Origin of the sequence: Bacillus sp. RC251 (genome assembly GCF_044908765.1) — a bacterium.
GTDB classification, from domain to species: Bacteria; Bacillota; Bacilli; order Bacillales; family Bacillaceae_G; genus Bacillus_A; species Bacillus_A wiedmannii.
Genome location: NZ_JBIYDP010000006.1, coordinates 71,217 through 90,250 on the forward strand (window position 1 = coordinate 71,217; position 19,034 = coordinate 90,250).

Here is a 19,034-nt window from a genome sequence, read left to right on the forward strand (position 1 = left end):
TACGTAAAATAAAAACAGACGTAATCGATATTTACGGGCATTTTGTTTTCATGTACCTTCGCTCCAGCAGCAGGGAGTTACGAGATACACCTCCGTAGAGGAACAAAATACAAACGATAAACTCACATTACAAGGCTGCCTTTTTATTTTACACAAACGCTATTATATCTTTTACCTAGAGTTTCGTCAAGCCACTCCCTTTTTGTTTTATGCATATAAATTTTGGAAATTAATATAAGAAGGAATTTAAAACAATATAAAAGAAGAGATAGAAACACAAATAAAACGCTTACATAAAATGTAGTAAAAACGTTCATCAGTTTTTACTGGTGAATATGCGGCAATAAAAACATAAAAGGGGATGTTTTTATGAAAAAGAAGCATATGGAGACAGCGTTAATTCATCACGGGTATACATCTGAGGAACATAAAGGAAGTTTAACACCACCGTTATTTCAAACGTCTACATTTACATTTGAGACTGCGCAGCAAGGAGAGGCGAGTTTTGCGGGAGTGGATCCATCTTATATTTACTCAAGACTTGGAAATCCAACTGTAAAATTATTTGAAGAACGTATGGCGGTGTTAGAAGGAGGAGAAGAAGCACTTGCTTTCGGATCAGGAATGGCAGCTATTTCAGCAACGTTAATTGGCTTTTTAAAAGCTGGAGATCATATTATTTGTTCAAATGGATTATACGGGTGCACGTACGGTTTTTTAGAAGTGTTAGAAGAGAAATTTATGATTACGCATTCGTTTTGTGATATGGAGACAGAGGATGATGTCGAAAATAAAATCCGTCCAAATACAAAGGTTATTTTCGTTGAAACACCGATTAATCCAACGATGAAATTAATCGATTTAAAACAAGTTATTCGGGTTGCGAAGCGAAATGGCTTACTTGTCGTTGTTGATAATACGTTTTGTTCACCGTATTTACAAAGACCGCTTGAACTTGGTTGTGACGCGGTTGTTCATAGTGCGACAAAATATATTGGTGGTCATGGTGATGTTGTGGCGGGTGTAACGATTTGTAAAACGAAAGCATTAGCTGAAAAAATTCGCCCGATGCGAAAAGATATCGGCGGTATTATGGCGCCGTTTGATGCATGGTTGTTGTTACGTGGATTAAAGACGTTAGCGGTAAGGATGGACCGTCATTGTGATAATGCAGAAAAAATTGTATCGTTTCTGAAAAATCATGATGCGGTAGAAGGTGTTTGGTATCCAGAAGGGGAGTTAGCATCTCGCCAAATGAAACGGGGCGGCGGTGTGATTTCTTTTTCAGTAAAAGGCGGAAAAGAAGAGACGCAAGCGTTTATCAATGACCTTCACTTTATTACAATTGCCGTAAGTTTAGGGGATACAGAAACGTTAATTCAGCATCCGGCAACGATGACACACGCTGCGATTCCAGCTGAGCTAAGACAAGAAATGGGTATTTACGATAATTTAATACGTTTATCTGTCGGTTTAGAATCATGGAAGGATATCGTTTCTGATTTAGAGCAGGCACTAAAGAAAATATCTACTGTTAGTAATCAATAAAAAAGAGTGAGCTATCGGTTTCGTACACGATGTACGCAATCGATAACTCACTCTTTTCTTTTTTAAATATGTTTTAGGAGTGTTTCCACAAACTTTTCTAAATAGCGCTGATCTACTTCATCAAAACGATTTTTTTCAGGGCTATCAATATCAAGTACACCGATGATAGTTCCTTCTTTCACGATTGGTACGACGATTTCTGAATTAGAAGCACTGTCGCAAGCGATATGTCCTGGAAATTGGTGAACGTCTGCTACAAGCTGCGTTGTTTTCGTTTCAGCTGCAACGCCGCAAACGCCTCGTCCAAATGGAATGCGCACGCAAGCAGGCATTCCTTGGAAAGGTCCAAGAACAAGCTGATTTCCGTCTGTTACATAAAAGCCAACCCAATTCACACGATCTAAAAATTGATTTAATAATGCGGACGCATTTGATAAGTTTGCGACTACGTTCGGTTCGCCAGTTAATAATGCATCCAGTTGTTTAATTACTGTCTCGTATTGCTCTTCACGAGAACCTGCATAACTTTCTTTTGTAAACATGGAAACAACTCCCTTTTTATCGAGATGTGTAAAATATTAGCAAAATACGATGTATTTCACATGACTTTGTCGATAGAAAATTAAAGGAATTTGTCTTAAAAGTCAAGAAATTTAAACTATAGCTGTTCAGTGAGAGGAAGTGAGCGCATGAAACAGACGAAACAAAAAGTAATTGATGCGGCAATATCGTTGTTTAACACGAAAGGTTATGATGGAACGTCGGTGCGAGAAATTGCAAAGCGAGCGGATGTGAATGTAGCGAATATTTCATATTATTTTGCTGGAAAGCAAGGTTTATTAGAACAGCTTATTACTGACTTTTTAGAAGGATATATTCATGTGATTGAAATGTCGTTCGAACAGAGAGAATATTTGTCGGCTAAAGATGTGATGGTGCAAATGGTGCGCGGGATTTTACGATATCAATTTGAAAATAGGGAACTGACACGTTTCTTCTACCGAGAGCTTTCACTTGATACGACATTAATTCGCGAAGTGATGACCATTTACTTTTCTAAAGAAAGATATTATATAGAGCAAATGATTAGACAGGGACAAATAAAGCAAGAGTTTAAAAAGGTATCTTTTACAATGTTTATGACGCAATTAAAAGGCATGATGAATATGCCGTTTTTATATCCGCAATATATATCAGAAGTGCTGCATTCTTTTCCGTCTGAGACATTTTTCATAGAAATGTACACGAAAGAAATTGAGCAATGGATGGAACACACATTATGTATAACGAATATGTACTATGAATTGCCAAGAGCTGTTCATATGTGAAGAATCCCCACCTAACGAACTGAGGTGGGGATTTTTGTGCTTTCTTTCCTTTGCCATACATTGTTGCATAAGAGCGCGATAATTGTTAATGAGGCTCCGGCAATTTCAATTTTGTCGACTGTATAACCTCGAAAGATGGAACCGATAAGTGCAAGTACAGGAACTAAATTCATAAATAATATGCCGTTAATAGATGAAATATAGCGATTTCCTGTGTTCCAGCAAAATACAGCGATAACACCTGCAACAATCGACATATACAAGAGTTCAAAACGAACGCTCATAATGGTACGAAGTGACGGCATAGTAACGATGTTTGTGTAAGTGAAGAAAGTGACGATAACGATGAGTGAAACTGAGCCGAATAAACAAGTTAACGTCGTATATCGAAGTGGTGACCAAGATTGAAAACGAGCACCACCGTTCGTATAAATGACCCAGCAAGTAACGCCGCATAGCATAAGTATATTTGTTGAGAGGTGACTGGCAGCTCCAAATAATAAGTGAATATTTCCTTTTGAAATGACAAGCATAACACCGAGCAATGCAACGAACATACAAGGGAATGTGTAGTTTTGTGGGCGTTTGTTTTTTGTTATCCACTGCAATAATAAAGCGATGAGCGGCATAAGAGATTGAATCATCGCAGCATGGATGGCCCCAGAAGGCCCGGCAAGTTGTTGGCCGTAAAAAATGAGAAAACCATATCCAGCGAAACCGACTGTTCCGTAAAAGAATAACGAAAGTGTTCTTTTTTCTAAGTGGAGTGAAGTTTTTCCTTCAGTAATGAATAGCAAAATAAGAAAAATAATAGCTGCTGATCCGTACCGGATAGTTGTGAAGAAGAACGGATCGATAAACTGCAGAGCATTTGCCATGACAGGAAACATAAATCCCCAAGCCGTTACGGCAAGTAAGCATAGGAGGGATCCGAGTAGCATTTGTTTTTTGTCCAAGAGTATCTTTCCCCTTTTCATTTCGTTATAGTAAGTTGATGAAATAAGTATAAAGAGTAATTGTTTATAGAAGGAAATATCGATTTTTTATGACAGTTATAACTTTTTGTTAGAGGTGTGTACGATGGATTTGGAAGCAGTACGATCGTTTATTGAAGTGAAGAATACGCGAAGTTTATCAAAGGCGAGTAAGCTTTTACATATTTCTCAACCGGCGCTTAGTAAGCAAATTCAAAGGTTAGAAGCGGATTTAGAGGTTACTTTACTGAAGCGTTCCGCGCAAGGAGTGGAATTAACAGAGGCTGGAGAGTTATTTATAACAAGGATGTTACCGATTTTGGAACACATACATGAAGTGAAAGCCGAAATGAAGAATTTTCAAGAGAAGCGGAAAATTTCTATAGGCATATTGCCAAGTTTAGCAGCGCATTATATATCAAAATGTAAAGATGTATTAGGTGACGGATTCGAAGTAGAATGGAAAATTGAGCATACGAAAGTATTAATGGGACTCTTTAAAGAGCGGAAGATTGAAGCGATGTTCGTCGATTCAGTAGTAGAAGACGCTACGTGTATAAAAGAAATGCGAGAAGAAAAAATTGTTTGTGTAGTTTCAAGTGATCATCTTTATAAAGAGAAAATAGTAATCCGAATGGAAGATTTGCAAAATGAAAAGTTAATCGTATATCCAGAAATTTGTGATGTAAGGAAAATGATTACGAATATGTTTCAAGGGATAGGGGCGAAACCAATCATTGCATTTGAAACTTCTTATGCAGAACCGATGCTTGCAATGGTCGGAGCTGGACTTGGTATTACGTTACTTCCAGAAATGGCAGTAGAGCAAGCTGTAAAGCAAGGGAATGTGTATGCGATTTCTATTGAACCACCACTTGTGCGCAAAATTTATTTCGTATCTCATATGAAAGAGAACCTGTTATTACAATCATTTGATGATGGGAGATAATCCAAACAGAAGATTGAGAAAGATTACAATTGCATTGAAAGAAACATGAAATTTTAAAAAAAACTAGGTCAAAAACACGCCATTACATGGTATGATTAGTACATTGTTAGTTGTTAAATATAGGGGGATTCCCTTTTTATACATAATGCCTTCCATTTCATAAACGGAACGGACAAAAAAAGAGATATAACTAGGAGGCTTTTTTGCATGGATTCTATCCTGACGATCGTTATCATTGTAGTAAGCTCTATTCTAGTGCTGCTCATGATAGAGCTTGTGATAAGAAATCGTTCATATAAAGATATTGAAGCACTGGAGCAGTGGAAACAAGAGATAAAAGATAAACCTGTGGCAGATGAACTAAAACGGGTGAAAGATTTAAACATGACGGGTCAAACAGAAGAACTGTTCGGTAAATGGCGTGAAGAATGGGATGAGATTGTATCAACAACCCTTCCGAAAGCAGACAAAGATTTAGCGCAAGCGCGAAAATTCGCCTCGCAATTCTCCTTCCGAAAAGCAAAGCATGCGATGAATGAATCCATAAGTGGTTTAGATGACGCTGATAATCGTATTACAGATATTTTAAATGAATTACAGCAATTGTTAGAAAGCCATGAAAAAAATAGCTCGGAAATTGAAGAGTTACGTGATACATATCGTAGTATGAAGAAGAGTGTTCTTGCTCATAGACATATGTATGGAGCAGCAGAGCAGAAAATCGAAGAGATGCTAGATATTGAATCTAATAAGTTTAAAAGCTTTGAAGAGGCAACAGATAATGGCGACTATTTAAAAGCGAGAGAAATTGTTATTAGTTTAGAAGAAGGTTTGGCAAGCTTAGAAATCATTATTCATCAAATTCCGGATTTATTGGTAGAGTGTCAAGCGACGTTACCAGTTCAGCTGGAAGATTTATTACAAGGACATAATGATATGGTAAGACAAGGTTATGTATTAGAGTATTTGGAAGTCCCTAAAGAAGTTCGTGATATGACGACACAACTACACACATGTTTAATGGATATACAGGAGCTTCATATAACCGAAGCAGCTGAAAAAGTAGAAAACTTAAAAACGCGCTTAGATGGCTTCTATGATCAACTGGAACAAGAAGTACATGCGAGACATTATGTGGAGCAAAAAACACTTTCTGTTTATGAAGACTTAGAAGAAATTCGCATTGAAACGATTGAAACAAAAGCAGAAACACAACTTGTGAAACAAAGTTATCAGTTACAAGATAAGGATATTGAGTCTCAAAAGGTAATTGAAAAGCAAATGCACATTTTAATGAAACGTTTTGAAATGCTACAATTACGCGTTGCTGAACAAGATATTGCCTTCTCTATTATTCGTGAGGAACTAGAAGAGGTTTATGAGCAATGTGAAACGTTAAAAGTACTTCATGCAGAATATAAAGAAATGCTGCAAACGATGCGTAAAGAAGAATTTGAAGCACGTGAGAAGTTACAAGAAATGCGAAATATCATTTTTGAAACGAAACGTTTTATGCAAAAGTCGAATTTGCCAGGTCTTCCAGAAAGCATTATGGAAGATTTACAAAGAGGACAAATGGCAATGCAAGCTGTATATGAACAGTTAGAAGTGAAACCGTTAAATATGAACGCTGTAAATAGCAGTTTAGAAGAAGCGTACACAACTGTTAATGGTGTAGCTGAAATGACAGAAGAGTTAATTGGACAAGCGTATTTAGTTGAAAAATTAATTCAATACGGTAATCGTTACCGCAGTCATGATGAGAACCTTGCAGAGAGCTTAAATTATGCGGAGAAATTATTCCGTGAATATCAATACGATGCAGCTTTAGAACAAGCGGCTTCTGTACTAGAGCAACTTGAACCTGGCGTTGTTCAAAAAATAGCTGAATATGTAGACAATGAACAAACCCTTTCATAAGGGTTTGTTTTTTTGTGTAATTTTGGGGACGATGTTGCTATAATGAATAGCGGAATACAGTAAGGTTATTCGTTTTAAAATATAGTGAAACTGTAGTCAGTAGGGTCATCCTCGCTAATTATCGGCCTTCACAATCGGGATAAAATGGAACCTTTGAGTAGTCTTAGCGTAATTACACGTATTTGTGATATGATTATATGATGTGATAGCGCTGAAAGGGGAAGAACGATGATCTATTTTGATAATAGTGCGACGACGAAGCCATATCCAGAAGCCCTTCAATCGTACGTAACGGTTGCTGGAAAATATTTTGGAAACCCTTCTTCTATTCATTCGCTTGGGGGAGAGGCAGAGCGTCTATTAACACAATCAAGAACGATTGCAGCGCAGCTTCTTCACGTTAAACCTTCTGAGATTATTTTCACATCAGGTGGAACGGAAGGGAATAACCTTGCGATTAAAGGAATAGCGATGAGGAATCGTTCGCGCGGTAAACATATTATTACAACAAATATTGAACACGCGTCTGTGTTTGAAGCATATAAACAATTAGAAGATCTCGGTTTTGATGTAACATATTTGCCGGTTAATGAGCATGGTGTTGTATCGGTAGAGGATGTAAAACGAGCACTTCGTGAAGATACGATTCTTGTGTCAATTATTCACGTGAACAACGAGACTGGAGCAATTCAGCCTGTTGCTGAAATTGGAACGTTATTATCGAACTATCCGAAAATAAGATTCCATGTGGACCATGTACAAGGGATAGGAAAAGTACCGCTTGATTTATATGCTTCTCATATTGATCTTTGCTCAATATCTGGACATAAATTCCACAGTGTAAAAGGAACGGGTCTTCTTTATGTACGTGATGGCGTAAGGTTAGATCCAATTTTATCAGGTGGTCAACAAGAGCTTAAGTATCGCTCTGGTACAGAAAACTTACCTGGCATTGTAGCGATGGTGAAAGCACTTCGCATGACAATGGAACAAATGAAAGAAAAGATAGCTCATTTGCACAATTTACAAACAGAGCTTGTCCGTTTCTTGAAAGAGATGGAAGATGTAACGATTAATACGTCGCTTGCATATGCAGCACCGCACATTTTAAATGTGTCATTTGTTGGTTTAAAACCAGAAGTGGTCGTTCATGCTTTAGAAGAGCACGGTGTATATGTATCGACGAAGTCTGCTTGTTCTTCAAAAGCAAATGAAGTGAGCAGAGTGTTAGTGTCAATGGGAGTACCCCATGCCGCTGCTGCAAGTGCTATTCGTATTAGTTTGGCACCAGAAAACACGATGGAAGAAGTAAAACAATTTCAAGGTATTGTGAAAGAGACGATGCCAAAATTATATGAAGTGATGAGGTAAAGGAATATGATGACATATGAATATATTTTAGTTCGTTATGGAGAGATGACGACTAAAGGTAAGAACCGCTCTAAATTTGTAAGCACATTGAAAGATAACGTAAAGTTCAAGCTGAAAAAGTTCCCAAATATTAAAATCGATGCAACGCATGACCGTATGTACATTCAATTAAATGGCGAAGACCATGAAGCGATTTCTGAAAGATTGAAAGATGTATTCGGTATTCATAAGTTTAACTTAGCGATGAAAGTACCATCAGAATTAGAAGATATTAAAAAGGGTGCATTAGCAGCTTTCTTACAAGTAAAAGATGATGTGAAAACATTTAAAATTACAGTGCACCGTTCTGATAAGCGCTTCCCAATGAAGACGATGGAGTTACTTCCAGAAATCGGTGGACACATTTTAGAAAATACAGAGGATATCACAGTAGATGTTCATAATCCAGATGTGAATGTACGTATAGAAATTCGCAGTGGTTACAGCTATATTATGTGTGGTGAGCATATGGGAGCTGGTGGTTTACCAGTTGGTGTTGGCGGAAAAGTAATGGTACTTCTTTCTGGTGGTATCGATAGCCCAGTAGCAACGTACTTAACGATGAAACGCGGAGTGTCTGTGGAAGCAGTTCATTTCCATAGCCCACCTTTCACAAGCGAGCGTGCAAAACAAAAAGTAATCGATTTAGCACAAGAGTTAACGAAGTACTGTAAACGTGTAACGCTTCACCTTGTTCCATTTACAGAAGTGCAAAAAACGATTAATAAAGAAATTCCATCTAGCTATTCAATGACAGTTATGCGCCGTATGATGATGCGTATTACAGAGCGTATCGCAGAGGAGCGTAATGCACTTGCAATTACGACTGGTGAAAGTCTCGGACAAGTAGCAAGCCAAACATTAGATAGTATGCATACAATCAACGAAGTAACAAACTATCCGGTTATTCGTCCACTTATTACGATGGATAAATTAGAAATTATTAAAATCGCTGAAGAAATCGGCACATATGATATTTCAATTCGTCCGTACGAAGATTGCTGTACAGTATTCACACCAGCAAGCCCAGCGACGAAGCCGAAGCGTGAAAAAGCGAATCGTTTTGAAGCGAAATACGATTTCACACCATTAATCGATGAAGCTGTAGCGAACAAAGAAACAATGGTATTACAAACGGTAGAAGTAGTAGCGGAAGAAGACAAATTCGAAGAACTTTTCTAAAACCATAAATTACCATATCTAAAACGTGTATGAAGTCATGTTATTTATCACACTCTATACTCACAAGGAGGTGATATAACATGTCACGTAGCACAAATAAATTAGCGGTTCCTGGTGCTGAATCAGCATTAGACCAAATGAAATACGAAATCGCTCAAGAGTTTGGTGTTCAACTTGGAGCAGATGCAACTGCTCGCGCTAACGGTTCTGTTGGTGGTGAAATCACTAAACGTCTAGTTTCACTAGCTGAGCAACAATTAGGCGGTTACCAAAAATAATCCCATATAAGATGGCTTAGAAAGAGCGGGTTTTCCCGCTCTTTCTTTTTGTTGTTTGCACCGTTATACATTCATTTCGACATAGACATAAAAAATTTGTCAAAAGAAGAGGGTTCAAAATTAACTGAAAATTCTTTATTATATAAGGGAGGCATAGAAATGGAGGAGGATATTGTATGAAGAGAGAGGAATTGTTGGCGCCACCGTCTTATAATTTAGTTTCTGAAATAGAGAAATATACAGGTGATAAAGATAAGCTTGCTTTAATTTGGCAAGATGATAAAGGGAATAGACGAGAAGTTACATACGCTGAGCTTATGAAAGGTGCGAATAAAATTGGAAACGCTTTTATAAAGAGTGGTCTGCAAAAAGGGGACAAGCTCCTCATTATGATGCCGCGCTTAATTGAAGCGTACATGACGTATATCGCTGCGATTAAAGCAGGATTTGTCGTAATTCCGAGTTCGGAAATGTTGCGCAAAAAGGATATAGAATATCGCATTGGGCACGGGGAAGTAAAAGCAATCGTAAGTTATGAGCCGTACATTGGGCAGTTTGATGATATAGAAGCGATGGAATCTCTTCAAAAATTCGTTCTGAGCGAGCAGTCAGTAGATGGATGGATTAATTTAAAAACAGCGTTAGAAACAGAAAGTGACATGTTAGAAATGGCGAAGACTGATAAAGAAGATATGGTCTTTTTATCTTACACGTCAGGAACGACAGGAAACCCAAAAGGTGTTGTTCATACGCATGCGTGGGCATACGCTCATTTGCGCACGAGCGCTCCAAATTGGCTCGGAATTGAAGAGGATGATGTTGTATGGGCGACGGCTAGTCCAGGTTGGCAAAAGTGGATTTGGAGCCCGTTTTTAGCAACACTCGGATCAGGAGCGACAGGATTTGTATACAACGGTAAATTTGAACCAAAAACGTATTTAAACTTATTAGGTGATAATAAGGTGAATGTGCTTTGTTGTACGCCGACTGAGTATAGATTAATGGCAAAAGTAGAAGACTTAAGTGAGTACAATTTAGAAGCGTTACATAGCGCTGTATCCGCAGGTGAGCCATTAAATAGAGAAGTCATTGAAACGTTCCAAAAGCACTTTAATATTACAGTAAGAGACGGCTACGGGCAAACGGAAAATACATTGCTTGTTGGTGTAATGAAAGGGATGGATATTAGACCGGGATCAATGGGAAAACCAACGCCAGGCAACCACGTTGATATTGTAGATGAAGAAGGTATTCCGGTACAGGTAGGAGAAGTTGGTGATATCGCAGTTCACATTGAAACGCCAGCCCTCTTTAAACAATATTATAAAGACGATGAGCGCACAGTGATGCAATTCCGCGGTGATTATTATATTACCGGTGATAAAGCGAAGAAAGATGAAGACGGCTATTTCTGGTTTGAAGGGCGCGGTGATGATATTATTATTAGCTCTGGTTATACAATTGGGCCGTTTGAAGTAGAAGATGCGCTCGTAAAACATCCTTATGTAAGAGAGTGTGCGGTTGTCGCAAGCCCTGATGAAATTCGCGGAAGTGTCGTGAAGGCATTTATCGTATTAAGAGAGAATATAGACAAGAATGAAGAAACATTAATTCCAGTACTCCAACAACACGTCAAAGAACTCACTGCACCATATAAATACCCTCGCAAAATTGAATTTGTAGATGAACTACCAAAAACGATTTCCGGAAAAATTCGCCGTATTGAGCTTAGAAAACAAGAGATGGAGATTCCGTCAAAATAATTTTGAAAACAGTGAAGGAAATAGTTGAATGAAATGCCAAACAATGATAATATAAAAACGAACACAAGTTCGATATTTATAAACTTAAAAAAGAGGTGTCCGTATGATTTTAGGTATTAATCCGTACTTAGTTTTAGATGGTAGTGGGCAAGAGGCTGTACAGTTTTATAAAGAGGCGTTAGACGCAAAAGTAGAAATCATGCAAACTTTTGGTGACATGCCTGAAAATCCAGAATACCCGATTCCAGCTGAAGCAAAAGAGCGCGTTTTACATGCTACTTTAAAAGTTGGTAATACGGACCTTATGATTTCTGATACATTCCCAGGTCAAGGGCATGCAATCGGATCTCAAGTAACAATTGCAATTCAAATTAGTAATGCAGAAAAAGCGAAAGAAGTATTCGAAAAGTTACAAGAGGGTGGAGAAGTTATTATGCCACTTCAAGAAACGTTCTGGAGCCCAGCATACGGACAACTTAAAGATAAATTTAGCATTGAATGGCAAATCACAACGAACCCTACTGAACAAAAGTAATTTTTAGAAAAGCACCATTTTTAATCGAAATGGTGCTTTTTTTATACGCTCTAATTTCGTAGATTAAAGGGAAAAGGGGGATGAGCATATGGGAGAAATTTGGTATGGCGGCACCATTTACACGATGCGAGAAGAGAATGAAAAAGTAGAAGCTATTTATGTTGAAAAGGGCATGATTGTTGATGCTGGGAGTAAGGAAGAGCTAGAAAGTCGATATTCAGACGTGAAGTTGTATGACTTAAAAGGCAAAACGATGATCCCAGGTCTCGTTGATAGTCATATGCATCTTATTGGGCACGGGGAGAGGTTACTCCGTCTAGACTTATCAAATTGTACATCTTATAGCGAAGTGTTGACTCTTGTTCAGAAGCGAGTAGAAGAAGCGCCAAAAGGTTCTTGGGTTATTGGAGAAGGCTGGAATGAAAATAATTTTACAGATACAAAACAAGTTCATGTACGTGATTTAGATGAAATCTCTAAAGAACACCCTATTTTATTAAAGCGCGTTTGTCGCCACGTTACATGGGTGAATTCATACATATTGCAAGAAGCGCACATAACAGAAACGACGCAAGACCCGAAAGGAGGAAAAGTCGGCCGGGACCCATTGAATAATTTAACAGGGCTTTTATATGAACAAGGACAAGAACTAATAAAACATGTGCAGCCTGAAATTGATGAAGCCTACTTACAAAGAGCTCTGCAAACAGCGATTAAAGATTGCTGGCAATACGGACTTGTTGGCGGGCATACGGAAGATTTAAATTATTACGGTGGTTTTAGAAAAACGCATAATGCGTTTTCTCATGTTATAAAAGAAATGCCCTTTAAAGCGCATTTGCTCGTTCATCATGAAGTGGCACATGAACGAAAAGAATATGAAAATGAGAATTATATTGAATTTGGAGCGATGAAAATTTTTTCTGATGGCTCTTTTGGCGGAAGAACAGCTTTATTAAGTGAACCGTATGAAGATGCGCAGGAAACAAATGGAGTTGCAATCTTCTCACGTGAAGAGCTTGCGGAGTTAGTGAAAAAAGCACGGGATTTACATATGCCAGTTGCGATTCATACAATAGGTGATTTATCACTTGAATATGTCATTGATGCACTTGAATTATATCCACCAGCAGAAGGTTTTCGCGATCGTATTATTCATTGTCAGTTAGCTCGTGAAGAATTGATTGAGAGAATGCGACACTTGCCGGCTATTATTGATATTCAGCCCGTCTTTGTGTCATCGGACTTCCCATCAGTCATTGAAAAACTAGGCGAGCATCGTCTTCGATATGCATATGCTTGGAAGACGTTACTAGAAGCGGGATTACACTGCAACGGTGGGTCTGACGCGCCAATTGAACAAGTGAATCCGTTTTTAGGCATATATAGTGCTGTTACACGTAGAAGTTTTATTGACGGCGTATGCTATATGCCAGAGGAAAGATTAACGGTATATGAAGCTATCTCTTTATTTACAACAGGAAGTGCCTATGCAATCGGAAAAGAAGCGAAGCGAGGGAAAATCGCAAAGGGATATGAAGCGGACTTTACGATAGTAGATCGAAATATATTTGAGGTAGAGGCAGAAGAAATAAAAGAAGTACAAGCAGAAATGACCGTAATTGATGGGAAGATTGTGTATAGGAAAGACGTGTGAAAATATATCGAATTACCGATAAAAAATGACAAGAATAGTGGTCGGTAGCGAGAGAAATAAATAACCGCCGAATTATAGGATCCCATAATTCGGCGGTTATTTTCATGCTATAAAAATGTTCTTTGTACTTTTTCCCAGAAGGAATTGTTTTTTAATTTTACTGTTTTAATTTGTTTATCGCTTAAGCGTACAACAGCTTTTTCCACTTGTTTAATGCTAAGCGCTTCATTATCCATACCGATAACTGGATAATCGTTACCGTCTGGTCGTAGTTTTAAAGTTAGTGTACGCTCGTGATTTAAAATGAATGGTGAACCGAGCGTACGGTATGTGTTGTTATTTAAAGATGCTAATTCGCTTACTTGGAAGCATGGGATAAGCGGATCAACAACCGCACCATGTAATGATTTATTGTAAGCTGTACTTCCTGTTGGGGTAGAAACAACTAAACCGTCCCCTCTAAATGTTTCGAAATATAGATCATCAACGTGAACATCTACAACGAATGTTTTAATAATGCTAGAGCGTAATGAGAACTCATTTAAACAATGGAAAGATGTACCGTGATCTACATCTACCTGAATTGTTGGATATTTTCGCACTTCAATTTCATTTTTTGTAATTTCTTGAAGGGCTGTATCAACGTGATCAATATGGAAATCGCAGTAGAAAGAAGTTTCATCTTTCGTAGAAATCCCTGCGTATAAACAATCTTCTCTAAAACCAGTTTGACGAACGGCTTGTAAGAAAGTTGCATCATCTCCAACACTGACGATAGCGTTTGCATTTTTTGAATGATCTAATATGGTAAAACCATTCTCTTCTAAAATACGATAGATTGGTTTCATTTTTTCAACGAGCGTTGCTTTGTCATCACCATAAAAGAAAAATAAATTGCGACGATCTGCCATTATGTATCCCTCCACTGCAGTTAAATTTTCTGTTCTTCGTGCTACATATCATCCAAATATGTTCCCCGACGATATGTTCAAATAATATATTTCGATATAAAATGTCAAAATCCCTTTTTATTTTTAGAAAAATTTTTATATTCAATTTTAAAGGTTCCTGTTTAATGATGAATAAACTTGTCGATAATGGGTACGGAGTGAAAGGATGATACGTATGAAGTGGCTCGTGATTGGAATAATAATTCTTCTCCTTTTTATTTTGCTTATACTATTGTCGAAAATAAAGCTTAAAGTGACATTTTTATATTCAGAAACGGAAAAGCAATGTTTGTTTCAAGTGAAAATATGGATGATTCGATATACGTTTGATGTATTGGAAAGAATTGAAAAACAACAGAAAAAGATAGGGCAGAAAATCGAAAAAGCTGAAGAAGACGGCGGAATTGATAATAAAATTATGGCACAACTTGATAGTATAGGGGAACTGATAAAAAAGCTGCAAGAAGTTCATACTATTGTTAAAGATTTTCTTAAACGAGTAAAAATCAATGGTTGGAAATGGCACACCCAAATTGGAGCAGGTGATGCAGCTAGTACTGGAATTGTCACTGGATATGCATGGGGGACAAAAGGAATGGCTGCTGGAATTGTAGGACAATATATGCATATTGTTGACGTACCAGAATTTGAAATCACCCCTGTTTTTCAAGGGAAAGGATTTGCATCAAGATGTGAGTTAACAGCATCTTTTCGTATATTTCGTGCTATAAAAACGGGTATCAAATTACTCACGTTTATGAGAAGACAAAGATCTGGTACGAATGAAAAATCAGTTCAAGCATAGGGGGGATATAAAGTGGACCATCCAATTCAAGGTTTAATGACAACCGCAATGCAGCATTTAAAACAAATGACTGATGTAAATACAATTGTTGGTGATCCGATTAAAGCGGCAGATGGAAGTGTAATTCTTACCGTTTCAAAAGTTAGTTTCGGATTCGCTGCTGGTGGAAGTGAATTTGGTAAAGTAGAACATTCAGGCCGTCATCCATTTGGCGGGGGAAGTGGTGGAGGAGTTTCTATTAATCCTGTTGCTTTTCTTGTAATAAATGGAGAAGGTGTAAAAGTGTTGCATTTAGATAAGCAAACACACGTCATCGATAAAATAATTGAATTAGCACCACAAGCTGTTGATAAAGTGAAAGAAATGATGGATAAACGAAAAGAAGACGATCCTGAATTTCAAATTTAACAAATAAAGAAGCTAATCAATGGATTAGCTTCTTTAATTTTTTTGTAAATAAAGCGATTTTATTTGCATTATCGATAGGGACAAACTATCATTTACATTGTACATATTTTGTTTAAATAAAGGAGGATTTTCAAGTGGCAAACGTAACTTTTAAAGGTAACCCAATGACTTTAGTTGGAACAGAAGTTAAAGTTGGCGATCAAGCGCCAAAATTCCAAGTATTAGCAAATGACTTATCTCCAGTAAGTTTAGAAACATACAAAGGCGAAGTAAAATTAATTAGTGTTGTACCTTCAATCGACACAGGTGTGTGTGATGCACAAACACGTCGTTTTAACCAAGATGCAGCAGGTATTGAAAACGCGAAAGTATTAACAATTAGCGCTGACTTACCATTCGCTCAAAAACGTTGGTGTGCAGCAAACGGTTTAGAAAATGTTGTAACACTTTCTGACCACCGTGACCTTTCATTCGGTGAAGCTTACGGCTTAGTAATGAAAGAGCTTCGTTTACTTGCTCGTGCAGTATTCGTAGTAGATAGCAACGACAAAGTAGTTTACGCAGAATACGTAAGCGAAGGTACAAGCCATCCAAACTATGAAGCAGCATTAGAAGCAGCTAAAGCGGCAAAATAATGTGAAAGAAATGACCTCTTATAAAGAGGTCGTTTTTTCTCATATATTGCTGCGTAATGGTACCAATATATGAGAAAAAACGTTATATCATATATAACTTAAAGGGGAGCTCTTTGTAGGAGGTCGCTTTTTCTTTTTGGAAAAAAACACTTTGTGGTATGATATAAGTTATGTGTAAAAGAGAGAAGGAGGAATGTACGTGAGTCAGACAGTAGAAACATTATTTTCTATTTTTGATTCTTCTGCGGTAGTTTTACGTAAAGAATTAGATGTAACATATTTAGAGGCGCTTGTAGAAACAGGTGATAACTTGTTTGAAGGAGCAATTTTACAAGAGGAATTATCCGAATCAGCAATTGAAAGGCTGAATCGTGAATATAGTACGTTTAATGAAGAAACATATAAAGGGGAAGAAATTCGTAAAGCATTTCAGTTAGCCATCTTAAAAGGAATGAAAGAAGGCGTGCAAGCGAATCACGAAATGACGCCTGATGCAGTTGGAATGTTCATGAGCTACTTATTCCATAAATTTATGCAAGGGCAAAACGAAATTACTGTTTTAGATCCTGCAATTGGAACAGGTAACTTAATGACTACAGTATTTAATAGCGCCAAAGAAGGACTAGCAATGAGTGGATTTGGTGTAGAAGTGGATGAAGTACTAATTAAACTTGCTTTAGTAAATGCGAATTTACAAAAGCATGCAATCGAATTCTTCCATCAAGATGGACTAGCGCCACTTTATATCGATCCGGTTGATGCAGTCGTTTCAGACTTACCGATTGGTTACTATCCAAATGAAATCGGTGCAAGTGAATATAAGTTAAAAGCAGATGAAGGAATGTCGTATGCACATCACCTATTTATTGAACAAAGTGTGAAACATACGAAAGAAGGCGGGTACTTATTCTTCCTAGTACCAAACTTCATTTTTGAAAGTGATCAAGCACCAAAATTACATGCATTTATTAAAGAAACATGTTTTATTCAAGGGCTATTACAGCTACCTGTTTCCATGTTTAAAAACGAGAAAAATGCAAAAAGTATATTTGTTCTCCAAAAGAAAGGTCCTAGTGTAACAATGCCAAAACAGGCGTTATTAGTGGAGTTACCTAAATTCTCCAACATGAAGGCGATGGAGAACATTATGGATCAATTAAATACTTGGTTTGCAACCCACAAATAAGGCGAGGTATATGTAACAGGGTTAGTAATTCATGTAGTACAGTTTTATATGATATGTCATATTTTTAAATATATACTAGATTAAACTGAATTTTTTTGAAATCTGTAATATATATTTTTTCTTGGTGTTACAATTTTTTCACTTGAAATATATGTCGGACGATGTTTAAATTAAAATCGTGAGTATAAAATTCACTAATGATGAAACGTTTTCATATTTAGTGAATTTGATCAGATAAAATCGAGCGGTTTGTGGACATATCCACACAACTACCAAGAGAAAAAGGGGCGAAAGACTAGATGTCAAAAATCATCGCGATTAACGCAGGAAGCTCTTCCTTAAAATTCCAATTATTTGAAATGCCAAGTGAAACAGTATTAACAAAAGGTTTAGTAGAACGTATCGGTTTAGAAGATAGTATCTTCACTATTACTGTAGATGGCGAAAAACAAAAAGAAATTACAAATATTCCAGATCATGCAGTAGCAGTAAATATGCTTCTTAAAAAATTAACTGAAAACGGAATCGTTAAGTCTCTAGATGAGATTGGCGGTATCGGTCACCGTGTTGTTCACGGCGGCGAAAAATTTGCTGACTCTGTTTTAATTACTGATGAAGTATTAGCTGATATCGAAGAGTTAAGCGATTTAGCGCCACTTCATAACCCAGCAAATCTTGTTGGTATTAAAGCATTCCAAGAAGTATTACCAAACGTACCAGCAGTAGCAGTATTCGATACAGCATTCCACCAAACAATGCCGGAATCTGCATTCTTATACAGCCTACCATATGAGTACTATGAAAAATTCGGTATCCGTAAATACGGTTTCCACGGAACTTCTCATAAATACGTAACTGAGCGTGCGGCTGAATTATTAGGTCGTCCACTTGAAAGCTTAAGCTTACTTTCTTGTCACTTAGGTAACGGTGCAAGTATCGCAGCAGTAGAAGGCGGTAAATCTATCGATACTTCTATGGGCTTCACTCCACTTGCTGGTGTAACAATGGGTACACGTTCTGGTAACCTTGACCCTGCGTTAATTCCATACATCATGGAAAAAACAGGCCAAACAGTAGAAGAAGTAGTTAACGTATTAAACAAGAAGAGTGGTATGTTAGGTCTTACTGGTTACTCTAGTGACCTACGTGACATCATTGCGAAAGAAGAAGAAGGCGACCACCGTGCGAAAGTAGCACTTGATGTATTCGTAAGCCGTATCCACAAATACATCGGTTCTTACACAGCTCGTATGAAAGGCGTTGACGCTATCATCTTTACAGCTGGTGTAGGTGAAAACAGTGCGATTATTCGTGAGCGTGTATTAGAAGGCCTTGAGTACATGGGCGTATACTTCGACGTAAAACGTAATAACGTATTTGGTGAAGAAGCATTCATCAGCTTCCCACACTCTCCAGTAAAAATTATCGTAATTCCAACTGACGAAGAAGTTATGATCGCTCGTGACGTACTACGTCTTGGAGATATTGGTTAATATACTATATGAA

The 19,034-nt window shown here is 37.5% G+C and carries 18 protein-coding genes; 15 read left to right on the forward strand and 3 right to left on the reverse strand.

Translation table 11 applies throughout. From position 1 onward, the window contains the following. The first annotated feature begins 369 nt into the window (after nt 1-369). Nucleotides 370-1,548, forward strand: a complete 1,179-nt coding sequence (gene megL / locus ABH961_RS19350) for a methionine gamma-lyase (RefSeq protein ID WP_404519831.1) — start codon at nt 370-372, stop codon at nt 1,546-1,548. Between the two features lie 62 nt (nt 1,549-1,610). Here megL and ABH961_RS19355 read toward each other — a convergent pair whose 3' ends face one another. Continuing rightward, entirely contained in the window at nt 1,611-2,090 is a 480-nt protein-coding gene (locus ABH961_RS19355) for a GAF domain-containing protein (protein WP_048544449.1), read from the reverse strand. Between the two features lie 147 nt (nt 2,091-2,237). Between ABH961_RS19355 and refZ the strand changes: the two genes are divergently transcribed. After that, the gene (gene refZ / locus ABH961_RS19360) at nt 2,238-2,876 is read left to right on the forward strand and encodes a forespore capture DNA-binding protein RefZ (protein ID WP_098069300.1); all 639 of its coding nucleotides are present in this window, start codon (nt 2,238-2,240) and stop codon (nt 2,874-2,876) included. Between the two features lie 11 nt (nt 2,877-2,887). Here the strand turns inward: refZ and ABH961_RS19365 are convergent, their stop codons facing one another. After that, on the reverse strand, nt 2,888-3,832 hold the full coding sequence (locus ABH961_RS19365) for a DMT family transporter (protein ID WP_098078733.1): 945 nt from the start codon (nt 3,830-3,832) through the stop codon (nt 2,888-2,890). 124 nt (nt 3,833-3,956) lie between these two features. Here ABH961_RS19365 and ABH961_RS19370 point away from each other — a divergent pair, with 124 nt between their 5' ends. The 8 genes from ABH961_RS19370 to ABH961_RS19405 all read left to right on the forward strand — a co-directional run bounded on the left by ABH961_RS19370 (nt 3,957) and on the right by ABH961_RS19405 (nt 13,544). Further along, a complete protein-coding gene (locus tag ABH961_RS19370) occupies nt 3,957-4,799 on the forward strand; it encodes a LysR family transcriptional regulator (RefSeq protein WP_098078736.1) in 843 nt (280 codons plus the stop codon). Between the two features lie 207 nt (nt 4,800-5,006). Then, nucleotides 5,007-6,719 (forward strand): septation ring formation regulator EzrA, encoded by a 1,713-nt coding sequence (gene ezrA, locus ABH961_RS19375; RefSeq protein WP_098048098.1) that lies wholly within the window; start codon nt 5,007-5,009, stop codon nt 6,717-6,719. A 228-nt stretch (nt 6,720-6,947) separates the two neighbouring features. After that, nucleotides 6,948-8,090 carry a cysteine desulfurase family protein gene (locus ABH961_RS19380; protein ID WP_098069298.1) on the forward strand — a complete coding sequence of 381 codons (1,143 nt, stop codon included), beginning with the start codon at nt 6,948-6,950 and terminating at the stop codon, nt 8,088-8,090. Nucleotides 8,091-8,096: 6 nt separating this feature from the next. Further along, nucleotides 8,097-9,311, forward strand: coding sequence for a tRNA uracil 4-sulfurtransferase ThiI (thiI, locus tag ABH961_RS19385; protein ID WP_048544434.1), 1,215 nt, complete (start codon nt 8,097-8,099; stop codon nt 9,309-9,311). 80 nt (nt 9,312-9,391) lie between these two features. Beyond that, nucleotides 9,392-9,589, forward strand: coding sequence for an alpha/beta-type small acid-soluble spore protein (locus ABH961_RS19390; RefSeq protein ID WP_000091640.1), 198 nt, complete (start codon nt 9,392-9,394; stop codon nt 9,587-9,589). 176 nt (nt 9,590-9,765) lie between these two features. Further along, nucleotides 9,766-11,352, forward strand: coding sequence for an acyl-CoA synthetase MbcS (gene mbcS, locus ABH961_RS19395; protein WP_048544432.1), 1,587 nt, complete (start codon nt 9,766-9,768; stop codon nt 11,350-11,352). Nucleotides 11,353-11,455: 103 nt separating this feature from the next. Then, entirely contained in the window at nt 11,456-11,887 is a 432-nt protein-coding gene (locus tag ABH961_RS19400; RefSeq protein WP_048544430.1) for a VOC family protein, read from the forward strand. A gap of 88 nt (nt 11,888-11,975) precedes the next feature. After that, the gene (locus ABH961_RS19405; RefSeq protein WP_098977688.1) at nt 11,976-13,544 is read left to right on the forward strand and encodes an amidohydrolase; all 1,569 of its coding nucleotides are present in this window, start codon (nt 11,976-11,978) and stop codon (nt 13,542-13,544) included. Between the two features lie 107 nt (nt 13,545-13,651). Here ABH961_RS19405 and ABH961_RS19410 read toward each other — a convergent pair whose 3' ends face one another. Then, nucleotides 13,652-14,455 (reverse strand): NAD kinase, encoded by an 804-nt coding sequence (locus ABH961_RS19410; RefSeq protein WP_048544426.1) that lies wholly within the window; start codon nt 14,453-14,455, stop codon nt 13,652-13,654. A 205-nt stretch (nt 14,456-14,660) separates the two neighbouring features. Here ABH961_RS19410 and ABH961_RS19415 point away from each other — a divergent pair, with 205 nt between their 5' ends. From ABH961_RS19415 to ackA, 5 genes are all read left to right on the forward strand, one after another. Further along, the gene (locus ABH961_RS19415; RefSeq protein WP_404519836.1) at nt 14,661-15,299 is read left to right on the forward strand and encodes a DUF2953 domain-containing protein; all 639 of its coding nucleotides are present in this window, start codon (nt 14,661-14,663) and stop codon (nt 15,297-15,299) included. 12 nt (nt 15,300-15,311) lie between these two features. Continuing rightward, the gene (ytfJ, locus tag ABH961_RS19420) at nt 15,312-15,707 is read left to right on the forward strand and encodes a GerW family sporulation protein (RefSeq protein ID WP_000350005.1); all 396 of its coding nucleotides are present in this window, start codon (nt 15,312-15,314) and stop codon (nt 15,705-15,707) included. Nucleotides 15,708-15,841: 134 nt separating this feature from the next. Then, nucleotides 15,842-16,342, forward strand: a complete 501-nt coding sequence (gene tpx / locus ABH961_RS19425; protein WP_000024522.1) for a thiol peroxidase — start codon at nt 15,842-15,844, stop codon at nt 16,340-16,342. Between the two features lie 199 nt (nt 16,343-16,541). Continuing rightward, complete coding sequence (locus tag ABH961_RS19430) at nt 16,542-17,528, forward strand: class I SAM-dependent methyltransferase (protein ID WP_000084362.1); 987 nt, start codon at nt 16,542-16,544, stop codon at nt 17,526-17,528. 299 nt (nt 17,529-17,827) lie between these two features. Continuing rightward, nucleotides 17,828-19,021 carry an acetate kinase gene (ackA, locus tag ABH961_RS19435; protein WP_000034572.1) on the forward strand — a complete coding sequence of 398 codons (1,194 nt, stop codon included), beginning with the start codon at nt 17,828-17,830 and terminating at the stop codon, nt 19,019-19,021. Nucleotides 19,022-19,034: the final 13 nt, after the last annotated feature.

Coding starts and splice junctions, on each gene's coding strand:
- megL (WP_404519831.1), top strand. CDS start 370: ATGAAAAAGAAGCATATGGAGACAGCGTTAATTCATCACGGGTATACA.
- ABH961_RS19355 (WP_048544449.1), bottom strand. CDS start 2,090: ATGTTTACAAAAGAAAGTTATGCAGGTTCTCGTGAAGAGCAATACGAG.
- refZ (WP_098069300.1), top strand. CDS start 2,238: ATGAAACAGACGAAACAAAAAGTAATTGATGCGGCAATATCGTTGTTT.
- ABH961_RS19370 (WP_098078736.1), top strand. CDS start 3,957: ATGGATTTGGAAGCAGTACGATCGTTTATTGAAGTGAAGAATACGCGA.
- ezrA (WP_098048098.1), top strand. CDS start 5,007: ATGGATTCTATCCTGACGATCGTTATCATTGTAGTAAGCTCTATTCTA.
- ABH961_RS19380 (WP_098069298.1), top strand. CDS start 6,948: ATGATCTATTTTGATAATAGTGCGACGACGAAGCCATATCCAGAAGCC.
- thiI (WP_048544434.1), top strand. CDS start 8,097: ATGATGACATATGAATATATTTTAGTTCGTTATGGAGAGATGACGACT.
- ABH961_RS19390 (WP_000091640.1), top strand. CDS start 9,392: ATGTCACGTAGCACAAATAAATTAGCGGTTCCTGGTGCTGAATCAGCA.
- mbcS (WP_048544432.1), top strand. CDS start 9,766: ATGAAGAGAGAGGAATTGTTGGCGCCACCGTCTTATAATTTAGTTTCT.
- ABH961_RS19400 (WP_048544430.1), top strand. CDS start 11,456: ATGATTTTAGGTATTAATCCGTACTTAGTTTTAGATGGTAGTGGGCAA.
- ABH961_RS19405 (WP_098977688.1), top strand. CDS start 11,976: ATGGGAGAAATTTGGTATGGCGGCACCATTTACACGATGCGAGAAGAG.
- ABH961_RS19410 (WP_048544426.1), bottom strand. CDS start 14,455: ATGGCAGATCGTCGCAATTTATTTTTCTTTTATGGTGATGACAAAGCA.
- ABH961_RS19415 (WP_404519836.1), top strand. CDS start 14,661: ATGATACGTATGAAGTGGCTCGTGATTGGAATAATAATTCTTCTCCTT.
- ackA (WP_000034572.1), top strand. CDS start 17,828: ATGTCAAAAATCATCGCGATTAACGCAGGAAGCTCTTCCTTAAAATTC.